Origin of the sequence: Hymenobacter sp. BRD128, assembly GCF_013256625.1 — a bacterium.
Classification (GTDB): Bacteria; Bacteroidota; Bacteroidia; order Cytophagales; family Hymenobacteraceae; genus Hymenobacter.
In genome coordinates, this window is sequence record NZ_CP053908.1 from 1,366,943 (window position 1) to 1,391,020 (window position 24,078).

The window sequence follows — 24,078 nt, forward strand, 5'->3', positions numbered from 1 at the left end:
TCTTCGTGATGAAAGAAAAAACCATCCTCAAGCTTAAGCTTAACTCCGACCCGCGCTGGGCCGACCTGGCCAGCAAAAACCTGGAGGAAATCCTGGTTGACCACGCCTATTGCGAGCAAAAGGCGGCCAGCACCGGCATCTCGCTCATCGTGCACTACCCCGAAAAAGAGCGCCTGGTAGACGAGCTTACTGCCCTCGTGGCCGAGGAATGGGAGCACTTCGACCGCGTGGTGAAGGAGCTGCGCAAGCGCAACCTGCCGCTAGGTCGCCCGCGCCGCGACGAGTACGTGGTGCAGCTCATGGCGCACGTGCGCAAAGGCGGCCCGCGCGAGCGCCAGCTCCTGGACCAGCTGCTTGTGTCATCGCTCATTGAGGCGCGCAGCTGCGAGCGCTTCAAGCTGCTGTGGCTGCATTTGCAAGACCGCGACCCCGAATTGAGCCAGTTCTACTACGAGCTGATGGCGAGCGAGGCCGGCCACTTCGTGAGCTACGTCGACCTGGCCAAAGAATATTGCGACTCCGCCGAGGTCGATGCCCGCTTGCAGGAATTACTCAAAATCGAGGGTGAGATTGTAGTGAGTTTGCCCGTGCGCGACGACCGTATGCACTAACTCCACGGTGTCATGCCTCCTTCGGGAAGCCAGATGAGCATGACAACTAGTTTATAGCTTAGCCAAGCGTGACACCTATTGTACTTGAAATTCCGACTCTAGCCGCCGTGCCCACGGCCGCCCAGCAGCTCGCCACGGCCATTGCCGAGTCGGGCCGCTCCGTGGTGGCTTTTGAGGGCGAGATGGGGGCGGGCAAAACCACGCTCATCCGGGCCCTGTGCGCCGCGCTAGGGGTCAAAGACGATGTGAGCAGCCCCACCTTTGCCCTGGTCAACGAGTACCGCGACGGCCAGGGCCAGTCCCTTTATCATTTCGATTTTTATCGGGTCGACTCCGAAGAAGAAGCTGCCCGGCTGGGCGCGGCCGAGTACTTCGATTCGGGGTATCTTTGCCTAGTAGAATGGCCTAGCCGCGTGGCCAGCCTGCTACCCCCGCAGCGACTGCTGGTGGAGCTGACCGTAACCGGCCCCGAATCAAGACAATTATCAATTAACAGTGAGTAATGAGCAGTGCGCAATGAGTACCTGGCAGCCAGAAGCTGCTCACTGGTTATTGCGCCCCGCTCACTGAAATAAGTTATGGCCGAACAGCTACCCTCCGGCTTTGGCGCGCTGGCTACGAGCCGCGCCTACTTCACCCAGGAGTCGATGCTGGCCGTGGAAACGCGCAAGCGTAAGCTCTTCATCGGCCTGCCCAAGGAAACCTCGTTGCAGGAAAACCGCCTCGGCCTCACGCCCGAAGCCGTGCATCACCTCGTGACCGAAGGCCACGAAGTGATGCTGGAAAGCGGGGCCGGCGAGCCCAGCAAGTACTCCGACCACGACTACTCCGAAGCCGGTGCCACCATTGCCTACTCCACGGAGGAAGTCTACAAGGCCGACATCATCCTGAAAGTGGCCCCGCCCGTGATGGATGAAATTGAGCTGATGCGCCCCGGCCAGACGCTCATCTCGGCCCTGCAAATGGGCACCATGACGCCCGAATTCGTCAATGCGCTGGCCCGCAAAAAGGTGAATGCCATCGGTTTCGAGCTGATAAAGGACCCTAGCGGCGCCCGCCCGGTGGTGCGCGCCATGAGCGAAATTGCGGGTTCGACGGTGATGCTGGTGGCGGCCGAGTACCTGGCCCGCTCCAACGAAGGCAAGGGGATTATTCTGGGCGGCATTACGGGCGTGCCGCCGTCGCAGGTCGTGATTCTGGGCGCCGGCACCGTGGCCGAGTACGCCGCCCGCGCCGCTATCGGGCTGGGAGCGGAGGTAAAAGTATTTGATAATCACCTGTATAAGCTACGCCGTCTCAAGCATAACCTCGGCGCGCAGCTCTACACCAGCACCCTCGATACCTTCGCCCTGAGCCAGCAGATTCGGCGAGCCGACGTGGTGATTGGCGCGCTGGCCGTGGAGGAAGGCCGCATCCCCTTCATGGTGCCCGAGCAGATGGTGGCTAGCATGGCGGCCGGCTCCATCATCATCGACATCAGCATCGACCAGGGCGGCTGCTTCGAAACCAGCGAGCTGACCACGCACAGCAAGCCGGTTTTCCGCAAGTACGACGTGGTGCACTACTGCGTGCCCAACATCGCCTCGCGCGTGCCCCGCACCGCCACCAACGCCCTCAGCAACATCTTCACGCCCATTCTGCAAGACATCAGCCAGCAGGGCGGCATCAACGAGGCGCTGTTCACGAACGAGCATTTCCGCTCGGGCGTCTACATCTACAAAGGCTCGCTCACCAATGCTGCCATCGCCAAAAAATTCAACATGCGCTATAAGGAGCTAGGGCTGCTGATTGCGGTGCGGAATTAAGCGCATCAAATGGCTGAGGTAAATGACTCATTTCCAATTTTGCCAGATAAGTAGCAGGATAATAAAAGCCACCAGTACCAAGCAGCCTAGCTGGCGGGTAGTGGTGGCTTTTTGCATGTGTTGTAAATGATGCATCGCTTCTGTTTGGGGTAAAAAGAAACCCCGCCAAGCATTATCAGGCTCTGACAAAACCCAGATTTGCTGACAATCGGTGCAGTAGTAGGTGGCGCTCACGTTCGGTAAGGCCGGCGCCGATATGACGGTAAGCTGTTTGCTTGATAATCTATGCGTTAAATCAACGTCAAGCGCGGCAAAGCTAGTTGCCGACGGAAAGCTGTAGATGGGAGTAAGTGAGCAAGTCATACTTATGACTTCAGGTTTAGCCTATCAGCAATACCCGCCACGCCTCGGCTACGCGGCCTTCTTCCAGCCACTGGCGGGCTAGCAGGGTCAGCTGCTTTTGCTGCTCGGCTAGGTCGGTGCGGTGCTTATTGAGTAAATACGCTACCATCGGCTCGGCTTTAATTTCCTCGATTTGGGCGGGGGTGGGAAGGGCGGCGCGCTCCACGTTGGCTAGCTTGGCCAGGTCGTTACCGGTGAGTAGGTCGCTGTGGCGAATGTGCGTGGGCAGCTCGTCGAAACCTATTCCCAGGTGACGGTTGGGGCGGCTCACGGTGAACAGGTTTTCGGGGCGCAGGCGGCTGTACCAGTCGCCACCCAGGCGCGATACGGCCTCATACTTGTGCGGGTCGATGCCGGGCCGGCCGGTGAGCAGAATTGCCTCGCGCACATGGGCCTGCACCACCCGGCACACCACCAGGTTGCCGTGGCCAGGACCGTTGCCGAGGGCGATAAGCTGCTCGACTACGCACTCGAAGGCCACCGGGCACTCGGCCACGCGCGGCGGGCGCACCAGGCTGGATGTTGCCTCGGTGAGGCCGGCCTTAACAAACTCATTTACCCCGCTGGGATATTCGGCGCTGGCCAGCGAAAGCTGCTCGACCAGCGGATAGTCGCAGAGGTTAATCACGACCTCGGGCACGGCGCGCACATTGTGCAGTGTATCCTTCTCGGAGTTGTCGCGCCCCCGGCTGGTGGGCGAAAACACCAGAATGGGCGGGCTTATACTGAACACATTGAAGAAGCTGAACGGACTTAAATTTACTTCGCCGGCCGCCGAAATGGTGCTGGCAAATGCAATGGGGCGCGGCGCCACCGCGCCGATAAGGTATTGGTAAAAATCGGCCGGCGATAAGTCGGCCGGGGCAATGGCACGGTAGGCGGGGGCAGGCATGGGGTGGGGGAGGATTGACCAGTCAAAGCTACGGCCAGGGCGCACCGAAGCCCTGCCCGGTAGCTTTGGTCGCAACGCACAGTTTTTTGCTAAATTCCTATACATTTGCCGCTAGCCTCTTGCTGACCTTCCCACCCCGCTTTCCACCGTTGCCATGACCGCGCCCGCCTGCCCCAAATGCGACTCGAAGGAAGCCACCAAGAGTGGGGTAATCAATGAGCGCCAGCGCTTTCGCTGCAAAAGCTGCGGCTACCATTACACCGTGGCCAAGGTGGGGCGTGAGGTTAATCCGTATTATGTGGTGAAGGCCTTGCAGCTTTACATCGAAGGAGTGAGCTACCGGGAGATTGAGCGCCTGCTGGGCGTGAGCCACGTGAGCGTGATGAACTGGGTGAAGAAATACGGTGTGAAGGCCCCGCGCCAGACCGACTACCACCCGACGTATAAGATTCTCAATCAAAAAGAGTTAGCCGAGTTTTTTCAGAAACCCGAAAACCTGAAAAGCGCCGGCCTGGTCGTGACCGAACTCGGCGACAAGTACATGATGATACGCTGGGAGCGTTTCCGGGCAAGCTAGCGGCGGGCTCGGCTATACTACTGAGCAGGGCGCGAGTCTGGCCGGCGCACAAACGAAAAAAAAGCTGCTACTTAGCCGGATAAATCTCAGGTAGTTGCGGTGGGGCCTTGTCCCGATATTCCTTTCCCACTCATTTTTTCAGCTTTTTCCATGCGTTCTCCCCAACCTACCCTTGCCCCGGCCGAGCGGCCACCGGTGGGCCTATTCAGCGCCATCGTCATTGTGGCGGCGCTAGGCTATTTTGTCGACATCTACGACCTGGTTTTGTTTAGTATTATTCGGGTTAAGAGCCTGAACGGCATTGGCATAACCGACCCAACGGCCGTAACCGACCAGGGCCTGAACCTGCTGAGCATGCAGATGTGGGGCATGCTGCTAGGGGGTATTTTATGGGGCGTGCTGGGCGATAAGCGCGGCCGCCTGTCGGTGTTGTTCGGCTCGATTTTGCTCTATTCGCTGGCCAACATTGCCAACGGCTTTGTGCAAACGGTGGAGCAGTACGGCTGGCTGCGCCTGATTGCGGGCGTGGGCCTGGCCGGCGAGCTGGGCGCAGGCATTACGCTGGTGGCCGAAACCCTGCCTAAGGAAAAGCGCGGCTACGGCACCATGATTGTGGCCTCGGTGGGCGTGAGCGGCGCGATGGTGGCCTACCTGGTAGGGCAGGAGTTTGGCTGGCGCAATGCCTACTTTATCGGGGGCGCGCTGGGCCTGGGGCTGCTGGCCCTGCGGGCCGGCGTGTTCGAGTCGGGCATGTTTGAGAGCACCAAGAACTCCGACGTGTCGCGCGGTAACTTCCTGAGCCTCTTTAGCAGCGGGCCGCGCTTTTATAAGTACCTGCGCTGCCTGCTGGTGGGCACGCCCTTCTGGTATCTGGTGGGCATTCTCATCACGTTTGCGCCCGAGTTTGGCAAGCAGTTTGGGCTGCAAGGGCCCGTAACGGGCGGCCTGAGTATCTTCTGGTGCTACTTCGGCCTCACGCTGGGCGATTTCACGAGCGGCGGCCTCAGCCAAGTGTTTAAGAGCCGCAACAAAACGCTGCAAGTCTTCATCATCTCGTCGGCCTGCACGGTGGCGGCTTACCTCTTTGCCCTCAACGGGGCTAGCACCACGGTTTTCTACGCCGTATGCTTTATGATAGGCTTTACGGGGGGTTCTGGGCCTTGTTTGTGACGGTAGCGGCCGAGCAGTTCGGCACCAACCTGCGCTCCACGGTAGCTACTACGGCGCCCAATTTTGCGCGCGGCGCCACGGTTATCATTGCCCCGGTGTACAAGATGCTGAAGGCCAACCCGTCGCTGGGCATGGTGGGGGCGGCTGGCCTCATCGGGGCGGTACTGCTGCTGCTGGCTTTCTTCAGCGCCAGCACCCTGCCCGAAACCTATGGCAAGGACCTCGACTATGTAGAGTAGGCGGCTAGTGCCAATACGGTTTGCAAAGTAACTGAGCGGCAGTTCCTAACGGGGCTGCCGCTTTGCGTTTGTTAGAAATTAGCTGGCTAAGTGGCTTGGAGCCGGGCTACGGTGGTTTTGTCGCTTATTAGCTATAGGTTTGCTGATTAAGTATAGTTGCCAGATTTTTTGCCCAAAATATGGTCTGAATACTCTTAGATGGGCATAATTTCAGAAGTCGTGGCAGCCGGCTAGCTCCTTTCACGGGCAGACCAGGCGCATTAACCGACAAGGCAGCAGGCACAGACTTACTAGTGCGTCGGTAATAAGTGCCTGATATGAATGTTATTGCCTTTTTTGCATCTGCTTTCTGGCCTTGGGCCGGCAGCTATAGTACTTTGCAAAACGACTGCACAGGTGTACCAACCTATAGACGAGCGCTGCTACTTAGCCGAACCAAACCAGGCTGCGGGGCGCGGTGCGCGCCGTCACGCTGCTTTTTTCCCACCATTCACGTCTTCTTTATGCGAAATAATCGCTACGCTCTGGCAATTAGCGGCTTGCTGCTGACCGGGACCGGGGCCGCTTTCGGGCAGGTAACGCCGCCGGCCACGGGCACGCCACCCGCGCCCGCCACGCCGGCTCCGCCACCCACGCCCGCTGCCCCGGCCAAGTCGGTGCCCTACGGCGCGGGGATGAAGGTGAACCTCTCGCCCGACGGCTCGAAATACCTGCGCTTTATCGGTTGGACGCAGGCCTGGGCACAGTACACTCAAAACAACAGCAACACCCTGCGCAATGGCGTGCCGACGGACGACCAGCTGACTTTCAACCTGCGGCGGACGCGTCTTATTACGCTGGCGCAGCTCAATCCCCGGTTTCTGCTGATAATCGACGTAGGGATGGAAAACCAGAACTCGGTAAGCGGCGAAGCACCGCTCGACGCTACCGGCCCTGGCAAAAGGCCTCAAGTGTACATGCACGAGGCCGTGGGCGAGTACCGCATCAATAAATATCTTAACCTGGGGGGGGGCCTGCATTACCAGAATGGCATCTCCCGGATGACCTCGGCCAGCACGCTCAACATGCTGACCCTGGACGTGCCCGTTGTCAATTTTCCTACCCTCGACCAAACGGACCAGTTTGGCTACTTCCTGGGATTTTATGCCAAAGGACGGATTGGGAGCTTCGACTACCGCCTGGCAGTTGACGATGCCTTTCTTACCAATCAGGCGAGTAATCCCTCGACGCTCCGCACTAATGTGGCGCAGTTTTATCCGCGCAACTCCAATAAAATCTACCAGGGTTATTTCAGCTACTCGTTTCTGGATAAAGAGGCCAACCTGCTGCCCTTTTTTACGGGCACTTACCTGGGTACCAAGCGGGTGTTGAATATTGGGGCGGGCTTTCATTACAACCCCAGCGGCACGTATTCGCGCCCATCTGCTAACCCCACTACCATTCCGGCCAACACGTTTACTATTCCCTACAATACCCACGATATTAAACTGTTCGGCGCAGACGTATTCTACGATGCTCCGCTCGATACGGCCTCGAACACGGCCCTTACGGCCTATGCGGTGTACTACAACTACAACTTCGGCCCCAACTACGTCCGCAATGCGGGAGTGCTGAACCCCGGCACGGGGGTTAGCACCGGGCAGGCCGGCCTGACGGGTAATGCCCTGCCGCTCATTGGTACCGGCCAAAGCTACTATGCCCAGCTGGGCCTGCTGCTGCCCAAAAATCTGCTTGGTCCCAAGGCCAAGCTCCAGCCCTACGTGGCCTACCTGCACAATAGCCTCAACGGGCTGCTTGATACCGATGGCAGCATTCGGGGTGTGAATGTGTACGATGCCGGCCTGAACCTGCTACTCGATGGCCACAACGCCAAAATCACGCTCAACTATCGCTTCCGCCCCGATTTCAGCGACCAGACCAATAACGCGGACGGTACTATCCGGGTCAACAGCGTGCAGTATCGCCCCGAAATCACGCTGCAAACGCAGGTATATTTATAAGCAAAGCAGCCCTCAGCCGATGGGGCGACCAACCGGCTGAATGCCTGGCTTCCACAACTTCTTTCCCCACCCTTTACTAATGGAACAAAGCCTGAACCCAGCCGCCTACGGGGCGGCGCTGGACGCGCCGGCGGCGCACGACAACAACCAGGTCGATTCGAAAACCATCTGGCAGGTCATTACGGCCTCGTCGGTGGGCACGGTCATCGAGTGGTACGACTTCTACATCTTTGGCTCGCTGGCGGCCATTATCGGGCCGGTACTGTTTGGGCAGTCCGGCGACCTTACCAAGTCCTTGCTCGGGGCCCTAGCTATTTTTGGTGCCGGCTTCGTGGTGCGGCCGTTCGGGGCGGTGTTCTTCGGCCGCATCGGCGACATGATTGGGCGCAAATACACTTTCCTGGTGACGCTGCTCATCATGGGAGGGGCCACGTTTGTAACGGGCCTCATCCCGAGCTACGACTCCATTGGCATTGCGGCGCCGCTCATCGTAGTGGTGCTGCGCCTGTTGCAGGGGCTAGCCCTGGGCGGCGAGTACGGCGGCGCGGCCACTTATGTAGCTGAATATGCGCCCGACAAGCAGCGCGGCTACTACACCAGCTTCATTCAGATTACGGCCACCGGCGGGCTCATTCTTAGCATCACCGTCATTCTCATTACCCGCAAATTGATGGGCGAGCCGGCCTTCAAGGAGTGGGGCTGGCGCATTCCGTTCCTGCTCTCGGGCTTCCTGGTAATCGCCTCGTACTTCATCCGCAAGCGCCTGCACGAGTCGCCGCTGTTTGCCAAGGCCAAGGCTACCGGCACCACCAGCAAGAGCCCGCTGCGCGACTCGTTCGTGAACCCCGTGAACCGCCGCCTCGTGCTCATCGCCCTCTTCGGCGTAACAATGGGCCAAGGCGTTATCTTCTACACCAGCCAGTTTCAGGCCTTCACCTTTATGAATGCCACGCTTAAGCTCGATACCGTGCATTCGAGCATCATCATGGTGGTATCGATGCTGCTGGCCACGCCGCTGTTCGTATACTTCGGCTCGCTCTCCGACCGTATCGGGCGCAAGCGCATCATCATGACGGGCATGATTTGCGGCGCGCTGTTTACCATGCCGCTCTTCCACGGCCTGCAGGCATTCGCCGGCCCGATTACGGAAGTAACGCCCGCCACCGTGGACGCCGCCGGCAAGGCCGTGCCCGCCGTGATGAAAGCCCTTAACCCCAACCTGCCAGCCATGATTGCGCTCACCTTCTGCCTCGTGCTGTTCGTCACGATGGTGTACGGCCCCATCGCCGCCTACCTCGTCGAGCTGTTTCCAACCAGCGTGCGCTACACCTCGCTGTCGGTGCCCTATCACATTGGCAATGGCATCTTTGGCGGCTTTGTGCCGCTGGTAGCTACTTCCATCGGCGTGTGGGCCGCGGCCCAGCCGGCCGGCACTTTCGCCAACGAGCACAAGAGTATTATCGGCCTCATCTACCCGGTAGTCATCGCCTTCATTTGCTTCTTTGTGGGCATGGCCCTGATGAAGGACACCCGCGACGTGAAGCTCATGGACAGCTAATAACGGCTTGATTTGCAGTCAAAAACCCGTCAGGCAGCCCGCCGGGCGGGTTTTTGCCTTCTACCCACTCGCTAGCCCTAGCCATGAACCCCACGCCCAACCCCCCGGATAGCAGCCAGCAGCGCGGCCAGCGGCTGCTTTTTGTAGCGGGGCTGTTTGCGGTGCTGCTTAATTACCCCTTGCTCGCCGCTTTCGACCACGACGGGCGGGTGGCGGGCGTGCCCGTGCTGTACCTCTACGTGCTGCTTACTTGGCTGCTGCTCATTACCCTCACGGGCTGGCTGGTGCGCAAAGCCGGCTAGCCCTGCCCACTTCACACAATTTTCTTAGTACCCCGCGGAGCTTCGCGGCGGATTTTGTACGGTGAATAAGCTGCTCGTCATCGCGTTTTCGTTCGGCTACCTGGCCCTGCTTTTCGGCGTTGCCTACGCCGCCGAGCGGCGCTCGGCCGCGCGCAAAAGCCTGGTGGCCAACCCCTACGTGTATGCCCTGAGCATGGCGGTGTACTGCACCGCCTGGGCCTACTACGGCTCGGTGGGGCGGGCGGCGCACCAGGGGCTCAGCTTTGTGGGCATTTACCTGGGGCCGGGGCTGCTGGCGCCGGCGTGGTGGCTGGTGCTGCGCAAGATAATTCGGGTGTGCCGGCAGCAGCGCCTCACTTCCATTGCCGACTTCATCTCGGCCCGCTACGGCAAAAGTGCCAGCCTGGGCGCGCTGGTTACGGCGGTGTGCGTGCTTGGCGTGGTACCCTACATCGCGCTGCAAATCAAGGCCATTGCCAGCTCGTTTGTGGTGCTCACGGGCGGCGACCAGGGGGCGGGGGCTAGCGGCGCGGCGCTGTTTGCGGCCGGGGTGCTGGCCGCGTTCACGGTGCTGTTCGGGGTGCGCTCAGTCGAGGCCACCGAGCGGCACGAGGGCGTGGTGCTGGCCGTGGCCCTCGAAAGCCTCGTGAAGCTGCTGGCGTTTCTGCTGCTAGGGGGCTTCGTCACGTTTGGGCTGTTTGGGGGCTTTGCCGAGGTGTTTGACCAGGCGGCGGGGGTGCCAGCGCTGCGCCAGCTTTTTACCCTGCAAGGGACCGGCACCAGCGGGGCCGAGTGGCTCACGCTACTTATCCTTAGCATGTCGGCAGTGCTGCTGCTGCCGCGCCAGTTTCAGGTGGCCGTGGTCGAGAACGTGGACGAAAACCACCTGCGCAAGGCCATGTGGCTGTTTCCGCTCTACCTGCTCATTATCAACATCTTCGTGCTGCCCATTGCTTTTGGCGGCATGCTGCGGCTCGGCGGCCGGGGCTTCGACGCCGATACCTTCGTGCTGGCGTTGCCGCTGGCTACGGGGCATTCGTGGCTAGCCCTGCTCACGTACCTGGGGGGCCTCTCGGCGGCCAGCAGCATGATTATCGTCGAAACCATTGCCCTGAGCGTGATGATGAGCAACCACTTGCTGATGCCCTTGCTGGTGCGGGTGCCGGCCGCCCGGCCCGAAGGCCAGCGGCGCTGGTTTGCCTACCTGGGCCGGGTGGCCCTCACGAGCCGGCGGCTGGCCGTGGTGCTGGTGCTGGCCCTGGCCTACGGCTACTACGCCGGGGTGGGCCGGCAGCTGCCGCTCGTCAATACCGGGCTGGTGTCGTTTGCGGCAGTGGCGCAGTTTCTGCCCGCCGTGCTGGGCGGGCTGTACTGGAAGGGTGGCACCCGGCGCGGGGCCACGCTAGGCATTCTGGCGGGGTTTGCCATCTGGTTTTTCACGCTGGTGGTGCCCACGCTGGTGGGGCCGGGGCGCCTGCCGGTGAGCCTGCTCAGCGACGGGGTGGGGGGGCTGGGCTGGCTGCGGCCGGGCGCGCTGTTTGGGCTCGATGGCCTCGATTATTTGTCGCACGGGCTGTTCTGGAGCTGGTTTTTCAACATCGGGCTCTACGTAGGCTTGTCGCTGGCCTGGCCACCCACGGCCCTGGAGCTGCGCCAGGCCGACGTGTTTGTCGATGTGTTTCGGCGCCGCAGCCTGGCCGAAGAAATTGCCGGCTGGCAGGGCCGCACGCCCTTGCCCGACGTGCGCGCGCTGCTGCTCGGCTTTCTGGGGAAGAAGCGTACCAACCAGGCACTGCGCGCCTTCGCCGAGCGCTTTCCCGATGCCCTGCCGGCCGCCGACCCTGGTGCCGCCGCGCCGGCCGCCGGCAGCCCGGCCCCCATTCCGCCCGCCGACCCGCGCCTGCTCACCTACGCCGAAAAGCTGCTGGCCGGCACGCTCGGCCCGGCCTCGGCCCGCCTGCTGCTGGCCTCGGTGGCGGGGGCCGAGCAAATTAGCTACGACAACGTGGTGGGAATTCTCAGGGAAAGCCAGCAATTGCTCGAAGCCAACCGCCAGCTGCAAAAGCAGCGCCGCCAGCTGCAGCGCCTCACCGACGAGCTGCGCCAGGCCTACCAGCAGCTGCAGGAGCTGGATATGCAGAAAGACGAGTTTCTGTACACCGTAACCCACGAGCTGCGCACGCCGCTCACCAGCATCCGCGCCCTGGCCGAAATTTTGGCCGACAACCCCGAGCTGGAGGTGGAAGAGCGCGAGCGCTTCCAGCTCACCATCAGCCGCGAGGCCGAGCGCCTCACCCGCCTTATTTCGCTGGTGCTCGATTTGGAGAAATTTGAGAGCGGCCAGGCTAGCCTCGACCGCACGCCCCTGGTCCTGGCCGAGGTAGTGCAGGAGGCCGCCGAGGCCGTGGCCCAGCTAGCCCGCGAGCGCGGCACCGAGCTGCGCGTGGAGGTGCCGGCTAGCCTGCCGCTGCTGCCCGCCGACCGCGACCGCCTGATGCAGGTGCTCATCAATTTGCTTTCCAATGCCATCAAGGCCACCGTGCCGGGCCGGCCGGGGCACATTGCGGTGCTGGCCTGGCCCGCCGCCGATGCCCTGCTGCTGTGCGTGGAAGACAACGGCAAGGGCATTGCCCTGGCCGAGCAGCATCAGATATTCGACAAGTTTTTTCAGGCCCACCACCAGACCATGCGCAAGCCCGAGGGCTCGGGCCTGGGCCTGGCCATTACCAAAAAAATAGTGGAGTTGCACCAGGGCCGCATCTGGGTCGAGAGTGCCCCCGAGCTAGGAGCCCGCTTCTTTATTGAGCTGCCGCTGGCCGTGCCCGCGCGGGCGGTGGCTCCCTTTTCTCCGTCCTTTTCGCTATGACTGCGCCCGCTATCTTACTGGTTGATGATGAGCCGAATATTGTCATGTCCTTGGAGTTTTTGATGCGCAAGAATGGCTACCAGGTTGGCATTGCCCGCAACGGCACCGAGGCCCTGGCCGCCATCAATCAAACGCCCTACGACCTCGTGCTACTCGATGTGATGATGCCCGATGTGGACGGCTACCAAGTGTGCCGCCAGCTGCGCCAGCGCCCCGACCGCACGGCCACCAAAGTCATCTTTCTCTCGGCCAAAAGCCAGCCCGCCGACGTACAAAAGGGCTACGACGCCGGCGCCGACCTCTACATTCCTAAGCCCTTCAGCACCCGCCAGCTCATGCAAAAAGTGCGCGAGCTGCTGGGCGATGCAGCGCGGACGTTGTAGTCCGCGCCGCTCCTTCCACCCTGGCGCGGACCACAACGTCCGCGCTGCATCCTCTTCCCACCCATGAAACGCGCCTGCTCTTACGCTGCTACCTACGCCGCTAGCCTGGTTAATCCGGCGGGTTTTTGGGCCACTCAGGCGGCCCGGCTATCTTGGCACAAGCGGCCCGCCACCATGCTGCGGCAGGAGGCCAGCGGGGCCGCGCGCTGGTTTGCGGACGGGGAGCTGAACACCTGTTACCTGTGCCTCGACTACCACGTGGCGCACGGCCGGGGCCCGCAGCCGGCCCTCCTCTACGACTCGCCCGTGACCGATACCCTGCGCACCTACACCTACGCCGAGCTGCTCGATATGACGGCACACTTCGCCGGCGGCTTGCGGGCGTTGGGGGTGGGGCTAGGCGACCGCGTCATCCTCTACATGCCCAATATGCCCGAGGCGGTGGTGGCCATGCTGGCCTGCGCCCGGCTAGGGGCCATTCACTCGGTGGTGTTCGGGGCTTTGCGCCGCACGAGCTGGCCGTGCGCATCGACGATGCCCGGCCGCGCGTGCTCATCTACGCCTCGGGCGGGCTGGAGTTCGACCGGGTTATTCCCTACAAGCCCCTGGTCGATGCCGCGCTGGCCGAGGCTAGCCACCAGCCGGCGCACGTGGTGGTGCTGCAGCGTGACTTTTGCGCGGCGGCCATGCAGCCGGGGCGCGATGTTGATTTTCAAGAAGTGATAAAGGCGGAGCCCGTGGCCGCCGTGCCGGTGCCGGCCACGCACCCGCTCTACATCTTATATACCAGCGGCACCACCGGCCGGCCCAAGGGCGTGGTGCGCGACCACGGCGGCCACGCCGTGGCCCTGCGCTTCAGCATGGAGGCCGTGTATGGGCTAGCCCCCGGCGAGGTCATTTTCACCGGCTCCGATATTGGCTGGGCGGTGGGCAGCTCCTACATCGTGTACGGGCCGCTGCTGCGGGGCTGCACCTCAGTGCTCTACGAAGGCAAGCCCGTGCGCACGCCCGACGCGGGCACTTTTTGGCGGCTAGTCGAGCAGCACCGCGTCAACGTGCTGTTCACGGCCCCCACGGCCATCCGGGCCATCAAAAAGGAAGACCCCGACGGCCAGCTAGCCCGCCGCTACGACCTCGGCAGCCTACGCCAGCTGTTTCTGGCCGGCGAGCGCTGCGACCCCGCTACCTTCACCTGGGCCGGGCACGTGCTGGGCGTGCTGGTAGTCGACCACTGGTGGCAAACCGAGTCGGGCTGGCCCATCGTGGGCAGCCTCGTGGGCCTGGAGGAAATGCCGCCGCCCCGCGCCGGCAGCGCCGGCTTCCCGGTGCCGGGCTACGACGTGCAGATTCTCAGCGAGGAAGGCCAGCCCGTGCCGGCTGGTACCACGGGGCTGGTGGCTATAAAGCTGCCGCTGCCGCCCGGCTGCTTCCCGGCGCTGTGGCAGGATGAGGCGCGCTACCGGGCCTACTTCGACGTGTTTCCGGGCTACTACCTGAGCGGCGACGGCGGCTACCGCGATGCCGAGGGCTACGTCTACATCATGGGGCGCGTCGATGACGTAATAAACGTGGCCGGCCACCGCCTCAGCACCGGCGAGATGGAAGAAATTCTGGCTGCCCACCCCGCCGTGGCCGAGTGCGCCGTGCTGGGCCTCGCCGACGCGCTGCGCGGCCAAGTGCCCGTGGGCCTGGTGGTGCTCAAAGACGGCCACGCGCTGGCCGAGGCCCTGCTCGAAGCCGAGCTGGTGGCGGCCGTGCGCGCGCGCATTGGCGCGCTAGCCTGCTTCCGGCAGGTGCTGGCCGTGAAGCGCTTACCCAAAACCCGCTCGGGCAAAATCCTGCGCAAAACCCTGCGCCAGCTGGCCGATGGCGAAGCCTTTGCCCTGCCCGCTACCATCGACGACCCGCTTATTCTGGAGGAAATCCGGGCGGGCTTTGAGCGGCGCGGGGTGGGGCAGGCATTCACCCCCTAACGTGAGGCAGTAAGCCCGCCACGTGCTGGCTATCAGTAGGCTAGCGCCTGCTCCATAAACCGATTTCTACTTCTCTTTTCATCACTACCACTCCCAACATGTCTGCCATTCGCACGCGCACTCTGGAAGAGTACCACGCCGATTACACCCAATCTATTGAAGACCCCGATGCCTTTTGGGCCGCTGCCGCCGAGCCCTTCACCTGGCGCAAAAAGTGGGATACCGTGCGCGGCGGCGAGTTTTCGCCGGCTGGCACCAGCACCTGGTACGCCGGCGCCACGCTCAACCTCACCGAGAACTGCCTCGACCGCCACCTGGCCAGCCGCGCCAACAAGCTAGCCATCATCTTCGAGCCCAACGACCCGAAGACGCGCCACCTGCGCCTCACCTACCGCGAGCTGCACGAGCAGGTGTGCCAGTTTGCCAACGTGCTGAAAAAGAACGGGGTGCGCAAGGGCGACCGCGTGGCCCTCTACGTGCCCATGATACCGCTGCTGGCCGTGGCCACCCTGGCCTGCGCCCGCATCGGGGCGGTGCACTCAGTGGTATTCGCTGGCTTCTCGGCCTCGGCCATTGCCGACCGCATCAACGACGCCGATGCCGTGTGCGTCATCACGGCCGACGGCCTGAACCGGGGCGCCAAGCAAATACCCGTGAAGAGTGTGGTGGACGAGGCGCTGGCGAACTGCCCTAGCGTGCAGCGCGTCATCGTTATCGAGCACACGGGCTGGCCGGTGCAGTTGCAAGCCGGCCGCGACGTGTGGTACCACGACGAGGTGAAGGACGTGGAGAAAGACTGCCCCGCCGAGGAAATGCAGGCCGAAGACCCGCTGTTCATCCTCTACACTTCGGGCAGCACCGGCAAGCCCAAGGGCGTGGTGCACACCCAGGCCGGCTACATGGTGTGGGCCGACTACACGTTCCGCAACGTGTTCCAAATCGAGGAAAACGACGTCTACTGGTGCACCGCCGACATCGGCTGGGTTACGGGCCACACCTACGCCCTCTACGGGCCGCTGCTGGCCGGCTGCACCACGCTCTTGTTTGAGGGCGTGCCCACGTTCCCATCGCCGGGTCGGTTTTGGGAAGTCATTGACAAGCACCACGTTACGGCGTTTTATACCGCGCCTACGGCCATCCGCTCGCTCATGGCCGCACCCCTCGACCACGTGCTGGCCTACTCGCTCAGCAGCCTGCGCGTGCTAGGGTCGGTGGGCGAGCCCATCAACGAGGAAGCCTGGCACTGGTACCACCAGCACGTGGGCAAAGGCCGCTGCCCCATCGTGGACACCTGGTGGCAAACCGAAACCGGCGGCATCATGATTTCGGCGATGGCCGGCATTACACCCAGCGTGCCCGCTAGGGCCGGCCTGCCGCTGCCCGGCGTGCAGCCCGTGCTGCTCAACCAGGATGGCACCAAAATCGAGGGCAACGACCAGGAAGGCTACCTGGCCATCAAAGCGAGCTGGCCGGGTGTTATCCGCACTACCTGGGGCGACCACGAGCGCTGCCGTCAGACGTATTTTCAGCCTTATCCCGGCTACTACTTCACCGGCGACGGCGCCCGGCGCGACGAAAACGGCCTCTACCGCATCATCGGGCGCGTCGACGACGTGATAAACGTGAGCGGCCACCGCTTCGGCACCGCCGAAATCGAGAATGCCATCAACGAAAGCGAGTACGTGGTGGAAAGCGCCGTGGTCGGCTACCCGCACGAGGTGAAGGGCCAGGGCATCTACGCCTACGTCATTTGCCAGCACGGCCTGCCCACCACCGATATCGAGATTCAGAAAACGGAGGCTAGCATCATCGAAGCCGTGGTGGCCGCCATCGGCCGCATCGCCAAGCCCGATAAGATTCAGCTGGTGAGCGGCCTGCCCAAAACCCGCTCGGGCAAAATCATGCGCCGCATCCTGCGCAAAGTGGCCGAAGGCGAAACGTCGAACCTGGGCGACACAACCACGCTGCTCGACCCGCTGATTGTGGACGAGATTGTGGCGGGCAGGAAGTAAGCAGCCGGCGCCGAAGCGATATACTGCAAAATAATTGGAAATTAATTGGTATTCAACTTGGCATAATCAACTATATAACTCACTTTTGTGGAATGAGAAGTTGATGAACCACTTATAGCTGCGTTACCCATGAAATATCCATTACCCTTGCTATTGTTGCTAGCGCTGCCTGCCGTGGCGCAATACCGCCCCATGTATTCGCCCTCCCGGCCCAGCTATACCCCCAGCTACCGGCCCTCAACCGTCAACAACACCCTAACTGGCCCTAGCAGCAATTACCGGGCGCAACAGCTACAGCAGCAGCAGGCGCACCAGAATTTTCAGCGGATGCAGGACCAGCAGCGGCAGCAGATGCAGCAGTATTACTACAATCAGCAGCGATACTTAACTCGGCAGCCGCTGGCGCTGCGCCGGCCCCCAAGCGCCCAGCAGCTAGAGCAACTGCAAGCCCAGCAGCAGCAGGCCGAGCAGCGGGCCAACGAGCAGCTCGCGCAACTAACCCAGGAGCAGCAGCACCGGCGGCAAGAGCATCCGGCTGCTAACGCCCAAGAAGCGGAAAATCAGCAAAAAGAAGATGCCCGGCAACGCACCAGACTCGCCGTGAAGAGCTACCAAGAGGTATTTTTGCCCGGCCAGATGCGCGGCGCACTGCAATCGCTGACACTCGCGCCCCAAGCGCAGCAAAGCCTGCAAGCGCTTAACAACGACTTGCTGCGCAACGCGTGGTGGCGCCAGCAAGAGGCAGCGCAAATGCAGGAAAAGGTGGCAGCCTATAGCAAGACTCTGGCCGGGCTCACGGCCGACCTGCTCGGCTTCAGTGCTGCCGAACTGCCGTCGCCCCCGGCCCCTTTCTCGGCCAGCGCTCTTCAGGAGATGCTAAGCCACGACGCGTTTGACCAAGCCACTGCCGCCCAGCTCATCCGCGAGGCTACCCTGGCCGACAAGCGCCTGGAGGGCGAGCGGCTAGCACAGGCAGTGAAGGACTTTACGGAGGTGGGGGCAAAGCTGGCTGCTGACCCAGCCACGCCCCAAAACCAGAAGTCGCAGCGCAATGAGGTGAAGAAGCGCCTGCAACGCGTCAACCAAGAGCTACAGAGCTACTACGCCCGGATGTCCCGCCCGAGCCGGCTCCAAGAGGCGCAAAAAGCGATAATGCAAGCTACTGATAGCTACCTGGCCGGTAAAGGTAGCTGAGCTGGCCCAGCGCGCTCGTGCCTTGACGGGCGGGCGCTGGCTACTGAAAAAACCGCGCTTCTGCCAGAAGTGCGGTTTTTTTGTGCTGGCAGAGCCGGGCCGCCTATGCTCCTTTGCCTAGGCCGGCCCTAATACCGTGCCGCTCACCTCGCCTAGCCCAATACGCAGGCCATTCCTTTCGGCAAAGCCGCGCAGAATGACCGTATCGCCGTCGCGCAAGAAGCCGAGCTGCAAATTGTCCGATAGGTTGAGCGGCTGGGTGCCGCGCTGCGTTAGCTCCAGCAGCGAGCCTAGCGAGCCGGGTGTGGGGCCGCTGATAGTGCCCGAAGCATAAATGTCGCCCGCGTCGAGCGGGCAGCCGTTGCTGGCGTGGTGCGTCAGCTGCTGAGCCATGGTCCAATAGAGGTGCCTCATATTGGTGCGGCTGATAACGAACGGCGCCGCCGTGGCACCAGCCGGCTGAATCAGCACTTCGAGTTCAATGTCGAAATGATGCGCCCCTGTTTCTTGCAGGTAGGGCAGGGGCTGCGGCTCCTGCGCCGGCCCGGCCACCCGGAAAGGCTCCAGCGCATCGAGCGTGACGACCCAGGGCGAAACGCTGCTGGCGAAATTCTTGCCCAGAAAAGGCCCTAGCGGCTGGTACTCCCAGCTCTGAATATCGCGGGCGCTCCAATCATTAAACAGCACGAGGCCAAAGATGTGACTCTCGGCCTCGGCTAGGGGTACTGTAGTGCCCTGCGCGGTGCCCTGGCCCACGATGAAGGCGGTTTCCAGCTCAAAATCGAGCTGCTGGGTGGGGCCAAAAACCGGCGTTTCCTGCCCGGCTAGCCTATACTGGCCGCTGGGCCGGCGCACGGGCGTGCCGCTCACCACGATGGAGTTGGCCCGGCCGTGGTAGGCGATGGGCAGGTGCCGCCAGTTGGGCAGCAGCGGGTTATCGGGCCGAAACAGGACGCCTACGTTGGTGGCGTGTTCCAGGCTGCTGTAAAAATCGACGTAGTTAGTGGGCTTCACCGGGCGCAGCATGGTCACATCGCGCTGGCGTAGCAAGCAGGTGCGCACGGCCAGTTCGTTGTCGCGCAGGGCGGGGTTGTCGTGGCGCAGGAGCTCGCTTACGCGCTCGCGCACGGCCCGCCACGCCGCCGGCCCCAGCCGCAAAAACGCATTGAGCGAGCGCCGCCGAAACACCTTGGGCAGCGCCGCGCCCAGCGCGGGCACATCGGCCGCCAGGCTGTCGAAGTACCCTAGCTGTGCGCAGGCGTACAAATCCAAGGCGTAGCCGCCGATGGCCACCGCCAGGCGCGGGCCCCACTCGGGTACCTCCATCACTCCGAAGGGTAGGTTTTGAATCGGAAAATCGTCGGTTGGCCGGATGTCAATCCAGGAGCGCAGGCTAGGGTCGTTGGCGGGCGAAGCAGGCATAGGCAAAAGTAAGCTGGGCCGAAACTTACGCGTCGGCCAAAAAAACGTCTGTCATGCTGAGCTTGCGAGGCATCGCTACTGCACTGCTAGGAAAACTAACCCTAACGGTGCGAGCAAGATGCTTCGCAAGCTCAGCATGACAGACGGTAGGGGGAATCACCAAAAAGAGGGCTAGCGGGCCTCCACGGCCGTGATTTCGGGCACGGCCTTGCGCACGGTGTCTTCGAGGCCGGCGCGCGTCATCGGCGACATGGGGCAGGCGCCGCAGGCACCTTCCCACTCCAGCTTCAATACGCCAGCATCGGTTATTTCGGCCACGCGCACGTTGCCGCCATCCGTGGCCAGGTAAGGACGCAGAGAATCAAGGGCTTGCTCGACGCGGGACAAAACAGAATCCATTTTCAATCAATTAACAGTTAGCAATGTGCTATAAACAGGTGGAAGCAGCAAAATGTGCACTGCGTACTACCTGGCTAGGCTGGTAGTTCGTGCGCGCCGATTAGCTGTTCATCTGCACAACGCTGGTTTTAGGGGCCACGTTGTTGCGAATGCTCACCTGCCGGGCCAGGCTTTCGGCCAGGTCGCGGAAGGTGGCCGCCGCCGGCGAATTTACATCAGCCAGCACGGCCGGGCGGCCTTCGTCGCCGGCCTCGCGCACCGCCTGAATCAGCGGCAGCTGGCCCAGCAGCGGCACGTCGTGCTTGGTGGCCAGCCGCTGGCCGCCGCCCTCGCCAAAGATATAATACTTGTTGTCAGGTAGTTCGGCCGGCGTAAACCACGCCATATTCTCGATAATGCCCAGCACCGGCACGTTAATCTGTGGCTGGCGAAACATCTGTAAGCCCTTCTGGGCATCCATCAGCGCCACGGGCTGCGGGGTGGTCACGATGATGGCGCCGGTCACGGGCACGGTTTGTACCATCGTGAGGTGAATGTCGGAGGTGCCGGGCGGCAGGTCGAGCAGCAGGTAGTCGAGCTCGCCCCAGTCTACTTCCGTAATAAACTGCTTGAGCGCCGACGAGGCCATCGGTCCGCGCCACACAATGGCGTGCTCGCTGGGGGCCAGAAAGCCGATGCTCATTAGCTTCACGCCGTACTTAATAATCGGCTCGATGAGGTTCTTGCCGGCCGGCGTCTGGTACACGTGCGGCCGGGCATCTTCCACCCCAAACATGGTGGGCATGCTCGGCCCCGAAATATCGGCGTCGATGAGGCCCACCTTGGCGCCGGCGGCGGCCAGGGCCACCGCTAGGTTGGCCGTGACGGTGCTTTTGCCCACGCCGCCCTTGCCCGAGGCAATGGCGATGATGTTCTTCACGCCGGGCAAAATGGTGTTGTTGTTGCGCATGGTGGTCACGCGCGAGGTCATCTGAATCACCACGTTGGCGTCTTTGTCCACCATCGTGTGCACGGCGCGCTCGCAGGCGTCGTGGATGAGCTGCTTGAGCGGACAGGCGGGCGTGGTGAGCACCACGGTAAACGACACCGTGCGGCCGTCTACCTTGATGTCTTCCACCATGTTAAGGGTAATCAAATCCTGTCCCAGGTCGGGCTCTTCCACGAAGCTCAGGGCGTGGCGGACGGCTTCTATCGTTATCTCAGGCATAAGCAAATGCGCCGCTAGGGGCGTAGCTGCAAAGATAACCCGCCGGGCGGGGGATGGGTTTCGGGGGCGGGGAGTTATTAAGAGTCTATATTTGGTTCATTGCTGAATGCGGTTGAAGCCAACTTAGTTTATTAGCAAGATAAAATATAGCGTATGCATTGGACAAGAAGAAAATTTATTAAGGCCGGACTATTGACGATGGCTATAATAGGACTAATAGATTCAGTATGGGTCGAGAAGTTCTTCATCGAAACGAACGAGTTTTTTCTTGGTTCTTCAGAAGGCGGAGTATCTAGTATTAAAGTTGTCCAGCTATCAGATTTGCATATACAATCTGTGAATTATCAGTTGCGGCAACTTGCTAAGCGATTGAATACGTTAAAGCCAGACCTTATCCTTATTACTGGTGACGCAGTCGATAAGACAGAGAAACTACACGTCTTGGATAAATTTCTTGGGCTCATCAATCTTGATATTAAAAAGGTAGCAATACTTGGTAATTGGGAGTACTGGGGACACGTGAATCTGGAGGCGCTAAAGCAGATTTACAATAGTAATAACTGCGATTTATTAATTAACGAGTCTAAACGTTACGCTTTTAATAAGAAAACAATAGCCATAACGGGTGTTGATGACTACGTAGGTGGGCGTGCAGACATAGCTGCTGCATTAGAATCATACCAGCAAAGCGATTTTCATATCGTGCTGAATCACTGCCCAGAATATAGCGACAGGATTTTTGAGCTAAGCGGTAAAAAACAGCCTATTAATTTTATTCTGGCTGGCCATACGCATGGTGGGCAAGTAAATATTTTCGGTTACGTGCCATTCACCCCACAAGGAAGTGGTAGATATTTAAAAGGTTGGTATGAGGATGGTACGAAGAAAATGTACGTGTCGAAAGGTATAGGAACGAGTATCTTACCTGTACGCTTCATGGCGCGGGCCGAAATCGCAATATTCAACTTAGCGACCTAAACTAGCTATGTATTATTGCTACAAAAAGAAAAGCCTCGGCAACTGCTTAGGCTTTTCTTTTTGTAGCAATTTGTAGCAATAGTACCTATCCCGGCTGCCCCGGCTCCGAGTGCAGCAAACCGGCCGGCACCTCCAGCTCGCCTGAGTGGAAGCCGATGAGGCCGTTGCGCTCGTCCTCGATGTTAGTGGCCTGGGTGTAGACGTCGCCCGCGATGGGCCTAGCGCGCAGCTCGCGCTTGAAGTCGCGGATGCTGTTGGTGCGGGCCTCGGCATCGGCGGGGCCGCCATAGTCACTGAAGCCGAAGCCGCCCCACTCGCTCACGAGCAGCGGGCGCTGGCCGCGGTAGAAGTAAGGGTCGCCCACCACGAGCGGGAAGGCGGCGGTGCCCTCCAGCTCGCCGTGGATGAGGCGGTCGAGCAGCTCGCGCCAGCGGCCCAGGTCGGGGGTGTAGAGGTGGGCGGTGAGCAGGTCGCTCTTGAGGGCGCCCCGGTCGGAAATGTGGTGCCAGCCGTCGTTGTCAATCACCAGAAACTGCGGGTGAGCCAGCTGCATGAAGTTGTACATCTGCACGATGTAGCGCTGGGTGGCCGGGTTGGTGGCAATGTCCTGGGCGCCCCAATCCTCGTTGTAGAGGCTCCAGATGATGATGCTGGGGTGCGTTTCCATGAGGCTGAGCATGCGCAGCAGCTCGGCGCGGTGGTTTTCGCGGCTGCGGGGCGTGCTGCTGTGCGGGCTGGGCACCTCTACCCACAGCAGCAGGCCTAGCTCGTCGGCCAGGTTGTAGATGCGCGGGTCGATGCCGGCGATGTGCACCCGCACGAGGTTGCAGCCCAGCTTTTTCATGGCGTGCATGTGGCGCTGCATCTCGGCGAAGGTGGCCGTGCCCGGCTGGTAAAGAATACCGTCGAGATAAATCGGCTCGTTATTCAGATACACCTTGCGGCCGCGCGCCTCAATCTTGCGCAGGCCGAAGCGGGCTTCAATCTGAGCCGAGTAGTTGGTGCTGTCAATGAGCTGGGCCACGAGGCGGTAGCGGTGCGGATTCTCGGGGCACCACACCTCGGCGCCGGGCACCTCCAGCGAAAAGCGCTGCTCTTGCTGGCCGGCGGCTAGCCGCATGGGAAAATCGGAGCTAGCCAGCGGGGCATCGGTAGGTGCCGCGTCGGGCTCGAATACTTGCAGGCGCACAGTGTAGTCGCCCGCATCGTGGATGCGAATGGTGAGGTTGAAGCGCACCAACTGGTCCTCGATGGTGCTCACCACGCCCACTCTGGAGCGCAGGCGGTTGCGCTCCACGGCTTCGAGCCACACCGAGCGCACGGCGCCCGAGTGCGTCTGATACCAGATGCCGCCGCGCTTATACACGTGCGATTCCTGCTTGCCGCGGGTGGTTTCGGCATCCATCGTGTCGGCAATGCGCACGGTGAGGCGGTTGGCCAGGTGCAGGTCGGCCTCGGGCAATTCGTACGTAAACGAGGTATACTCGCCGTAGTGTACGTCTTCGCCCTCAATGGTGCGCAGCAGCTTGCCATTGAGCCACACCCGCGTTTCGTAGCCGCAGGCCCCGAAGGTGAGCTGAATGAGCGAGCGCGAATTGCCGCTGCCACTGCTAGCCACCTCGGGCAGCGGAAACTCGCGCTCGTACCAGGCCACTACCTTATCCTGCCAGCCGGTGCTGGCCTCATTGGCGTGGGCCTGCACAATATGCTCCTCAATCGAGCCCGGCCACTGGGCCGTGTAGCGGTAGTCGTGGCCTTCAAACCACTCTTCGATGAGGCCCGCGTCGTCGGGGTCGAGGCCAAAGCGCCAGGTACCGTCGAGCAGAAAATGCGTGCCCGAGCGCAGCACGGCGCGCGGCAGCGAGTTATCTACTTCTTCGGTAGTATTGGCTTCGGGCGGGGCCGAGAGGCCGTAATTAGCGTGCGTGAGGTCGTCCATACGAGGTAGCTAACGGCAGAATCCAACAAACAGATACTAAGTTGAGCAAGGTACTTGCCAAAAAAGCCGCAATCCATATCCGAAGTAGCGGCCGGTGAAGAAGACGGGCGGAAAAGTAGGTACGACAATCCAATTAACGCCGGATTTGG

General features: G+C 61.3%; 19 protein-coding genes and 1 pseudogene. 15 read left to right on the forward strand and 5 right to left on the reverse strand.

Annotated elements, in window-relative coordinates; all coding sequences use genetic code 11:
• Window positions 1-8: 8 nt before the first annotated feature.
• From GKZ68_RS06155 to GKZ68_RS06165, 3 genes are all read left to right on the forward strand, one after another.
• A complete protein-coding gene (locus GKZ68_RS06155) occupies window positions 9-611 on the forward strand; it encodes a tRNA-(ms[2]io[6]A)-hydroxylase (protein ID WP_173118228.1) in 603 nt (200 codons plus the stop codon).
• Between the two features lie 68 nt (window positions 612-679).
• Window positions 680-1,114 carry a tRNA (adenosine(37)-N6)-threonylcarbamoyltransferase complex ATPase subunit type 1 TsaE gene (gene tsaE / locus GKZ68_RS06160; RefSeq protein WP_254244181.1) on the forward strand — a complete coding sequence of 145 codons (435 nt, stop codon included), beginning with the start codon at window positions 680-682 and terminating at the stop codon, window positions 1,112-1,114.
• Between the two features lie 75 nt (window positions 1,115-1,189).
• Window positions 1,190-2,416: an alanine dehydrogenase gene (locus tag GKZ68_RS06165; protein WP_173112036.1), complete on the forward strand. Its 1,227-nt coding sequence runs from the start codon at window positions 1,190-1,192 to the stop codon at window positions 2,414-2,416.
• Window positions 2,417-2,795: 379 nt separating this feature from the next.
• On the opposite strand, the gene GKZ68_RS06170 is transcribed toward GKZ68_RS06165, so the two are convergent.
• A complete protein-coding gene (locus GKZ68_RS06170; RefSeq protein ID WP_173112039.1) occupies window positions 2,796-3,710 on the reverse strand; it encodes a flavin reductase family protein in 915 nt (304 codons plus the stop codon).
• Window positions 3,711-3,864: 154 nt separating this feature from the next.
• On the opposite strand from GKZ68_RS06170, the gene GKZ68_RS06175 reads away from it, so the two are divergent.
• The 11 genes and pseudogenes from GKZ68_RS06175 (at window position 3,865) to GKZ68_RS06220 (ending at window position 17,984) form a co-directional block, all read left to right on the forward strand.
• Entirely contained in the window at window positions 3,865-4,287 is a 423-nt protein-coding gene (locus GKZ68_RS06175; RefSeq protein WP_173112042.1) for an IS1 family transposase, read from the forward strand.
• 150 nt (window positions 4,288-4,437) lie between these two features.
• Window positions 4,438-5,457, forward strand: a complete 1,020-nt coding sequence (locus GKZ68_RS06180) for an MFS transporter (protein WP_367949207.1) — start codon at window positions 4,438-4,440, stop codon at window positions 5,455-5,457.
• Complete coding sequence (locus tag GKZ68_RS22595) at window positions 5,454-5,696, forward strand: hypothetical protein (RefSeq protein WP_367949208.1); 243 nt, start codon at window positions 5,454-5,456, stop codon at window positions 5,694-5,696. The genes GKZ68_RS06180 and GKZ68_RS22595 overlap by 4 nt, the downstream gene beginning before the upstream one ends.
• Before the next feature lie 503 nt (window positions 5,697-6,199).
• The gene (locus GKZ68_RS06185; RefSeq protein ID WP_173112045.1) at window positions 6,200-7,696 is read left to right on the forward strand and encodes a hypothetical protein; all 1,497 of its coding nucleotides are present in this window, start codon (window positions 6,200-6,202) and stop codon (window positions 7,694-7,696) included.
• Window positions 7,697-7,775: 79 nt separating this feature from the next.
• Entirely contained in the window at window positions 7,776-9,254 is a 1,479-nt protein-coding gene (locus GKZ68_RS06190; protein ID WP_173112048.1) for an MFS transporter, read from the forward strand.
• A gap of 53 nt (window positions 9,255-9,307) precedes the next feature.
• Window positions 9,308-9,556, forward strand: coding sequence for a hypothetical protein (locus GKZ68_RS06195; protein WP_217275405.1), 249 nt, complete (start codon window positions 9,308-9,310; stop codon window positions 9,554-9,556).
• Window positions 9,557-9,617: 61 nt separating this feature from the next.
• A complete protein-coding gene (locus tag GKZ68_RS06200) occupies window positions 9,618-12,422 on the forward strand; it encodes a sensor histidine kinase (RefSeq protein WP_173112051.1) in 2,805 nt (934 codons plus the stop codon).
• Window positions 12,419-12,805 carry a response regulator transcription factor gene (locus GKZ68_RS06205; protein ID WP_173112054.1) on the forward strand — a complete coding sequence of 129 codons (387 nt, stop codon included), beginning with the start codon at window positions 12,419-12,421 and terminating at the stop codon, window positions 12,803-12,805. Before GKZ68_RS06200 ends, GKZ68_RS06205 begins: the two co-directional genes overlap by 4 nt.
• A gap of 125 nt (window positions 12,806-12,930) precedes the next feature.
• A pseudogene (locus GKZ68_RS06210) lies at window positions 12,931-14,778 on the forward strand (AMP-binding protein); the annotation flags it as partial.
• A 98-nt stretch (window positions 14,779-14,876) separates the two neighbouring features.
• The gene (gene acs, locus GKZ68_RS06215) at window positions 14,877-16,790 is read left to right on the forward strand and encodes an acetate--CoA ligase (protein ID WP_173112057.1); all 1,914 of its coding nucleotides are present in this window, start codon (window positions 14,877-14,879) and stop codon (window positions 16,788-16,790) included.
• Window positions 16,791-16,919: 129 nt separating this feature from the next.
• Window positions 16,920-17,984: a hypothetical protein gene (locus GKZ68_RS06220; protein WP_173112060.1), complete on the forward strand. Its 1,065-nt coding sequence runs from the start codon at window positions 16,920-16,922 to the stop codon at window positions 17,982-17,984.
• A 117-nt stretch (window positions 17,985-18,101) separates the two neighbouring features.
• Here the strand turns inward: GKZ68_RS06220 and fahA are convergent, their stop codons facing one another.
• The 3 genes from fahA to GKZ68_RS06235 form a co-directional block, all read right to left on the reverse strand.
• A complete protein-coding gene (fahA, locus tag GKZ68_RS06225; protein WP_173112063.1) occupies window positions 18,102-19,406 on the reverse strand; it encodes a fumarylacetoacetase in 1,305 nt (434 codons plus the stop codon).
• Window positions 19,407-19,577: 171 nt separating this feature from the next.
• Entirely contained in the window at window positions 19,578-19,805 is a 228-nt protein-coding gene (locus GKZ68_RS06230; RefSeq protein WP_173112065.1) for a NifU family protein, read from the reverse strand.
• Window positions 19,806-19,905: 100 nt separating this feature from the next.
• Window positions 19,906-21,012: an Mrp/NBP35 family ATP-binding protein gene (locus GKZ68_RS06235; RefSeq protein WP_173112067.1), complete on the reverse strand. Its 1,107-nt coding sequence runs from the start codon at window positions 21,010-21,012 to the stop codon at window positions 19,906-19,908.
• Window positions 21,013-21,165: 153 nt separating this feature from the next.
• Here GKZ68_RS06235 and GKZ68_RS06240 point away from each other — a divergent pair, with 153 nt between their 5' ends.
• The gene (locus GKZ68_RS06240) at window positions 21,166-21,990 is read left to right on the forward strand and encodes a metallophosphoesterase (protein ID WP_173112070.1); all 825 of its coding nucleotides are present in this window, start codon (window positions 21,166-21,168) and stop codon (window positions 21,988-21,990) included.
• 85 nt (window positions 21,991-22,075) lie between these two features.
• Here GKZ68_RS06240 and GKZ68_RS06245 read toward each other — a convergent pair whose 3' ends face one another.
• A complete protein-coding gene (locus GKZ68_RS06245; protein WP_173112073.1) occupies window positions 22,076-23,929 on the reverse strand; it encodes a glycoside hydrolase family 2 protein in 1,854 nt (617 codons plus the stop codon).
• Window positions 23,930-24,078: the final 149 nt, after the last annotated feature.

Excerpts from the sequence above, each read along its gene's own strand:
- GKZ68_RS06170 (WP_173112039.1), bottom strand. The coding sequence starts at position 3,710 with ATGCCTGCCCCCGCCTACCGTGCCATTGCCCCGGCCGACTTATCGCCG.
- GKZ68_RS06190 (WP_173112048.1), top strand. The coding sequence starts at position 7,776 with ATGGAACAAAGCCTGAACCCAGCCGCCTACGGGGCGGCGCTGGACGCG.
- acs (WP_173112057.1), top strand. The coding sequence starts at position 14,877 with ATGTCTGCCATTCGCACGCGCACTCTGGAAGAGTACCACGCCGATTAC.
- GKZ68_RS06205 (WP_173112054.1), top strand. The coding sequence starts at position 12,419 with ATGACTGCGCCCGCTATCTTACTGGTTGATGATGAGCCGAATATTGTC.
- GKZ68_RS06235 (WP_173112067.1), bottom strand. The coding sequence starts at position 21,012 with ATGCCTGAGATAACGATAGAAGCCGTCCGCCACGCCCTGAGCTTCGTG.
- GKZ68_RS06180 (WP_367949207.1), top strand. The coding sequence starts at position 4,438 with ATGCGTTCTCCCCAACCTACCCTTGCCCCGGCCGAGCGGCCACCGGTG.
- fahA (WP_173112063.1), bottom strand. The coding sequence starts at position 19,406 with ATGCCTGCTTCGCCCGCCAACGACCCTAGCCTGCGCTCCTGGATTGAC.
- GKZ68_RS06230 (WP_173112065.1), bottom strand. The coding sequence starts at position 19,805 with ATGGATTCTGTTTTGTCCCGCGTCGAGCAAGCCCTTGATTCTCTGCGT.
- GKZ68_RS06185 (WP_173112045.1), top strand. The coding sequence starts at position 6,200 with ATGCGAAATAATCGCTACGCTCTGGCAATTAGCGGCTTGCTGCTGACC.
- GKZ68_RS06220 (WP_173112060.1), top strand. The coding sequence starts at position 16,920 with ATGAAATATCCATTACCCTTGCTATTGTTGCTAGCGCTGCCTGCCGTG.
- GKZ68_RS06240 (WP_173112070.1), top strand. The coding sequence starts at position 21,166 with ATGCATTGGACAAGAAGAAAATTTATTAAGGCCGGACTATTGACGATG.
- GKZ68_RS06175 (WP_173112042.1), top strand. The coding sequence starts at position 3,865 with ATGACCGCGCCCGCCTGCCCCAAATGCGACTCGAAGGAAGCCACCAAG.
- GKZ68_RS06155 (WP_173118228.1), top strand. The coding sequence starts at position 9 with ATGAAAGAAAAAACCATCCTCAAGCTTAAGCTTAACTCCGACCCGCGC.
- GKZ68_RS06245 (WP_173112073.1), bottom strand. The coding sequence starts at position 23,929 with ATGGACGACCTCACGCACGCTAATTACGGCCTCTCGGCCCCGCCCGAA.
- GKZ68_RS06165 (WP_173112036.1), top strand. The coding sequence starts at position 1,190 with ATGGCCGAACAGCTACCCTCCGGCTTTGGCGCGCTGGCTACGAGCCGC.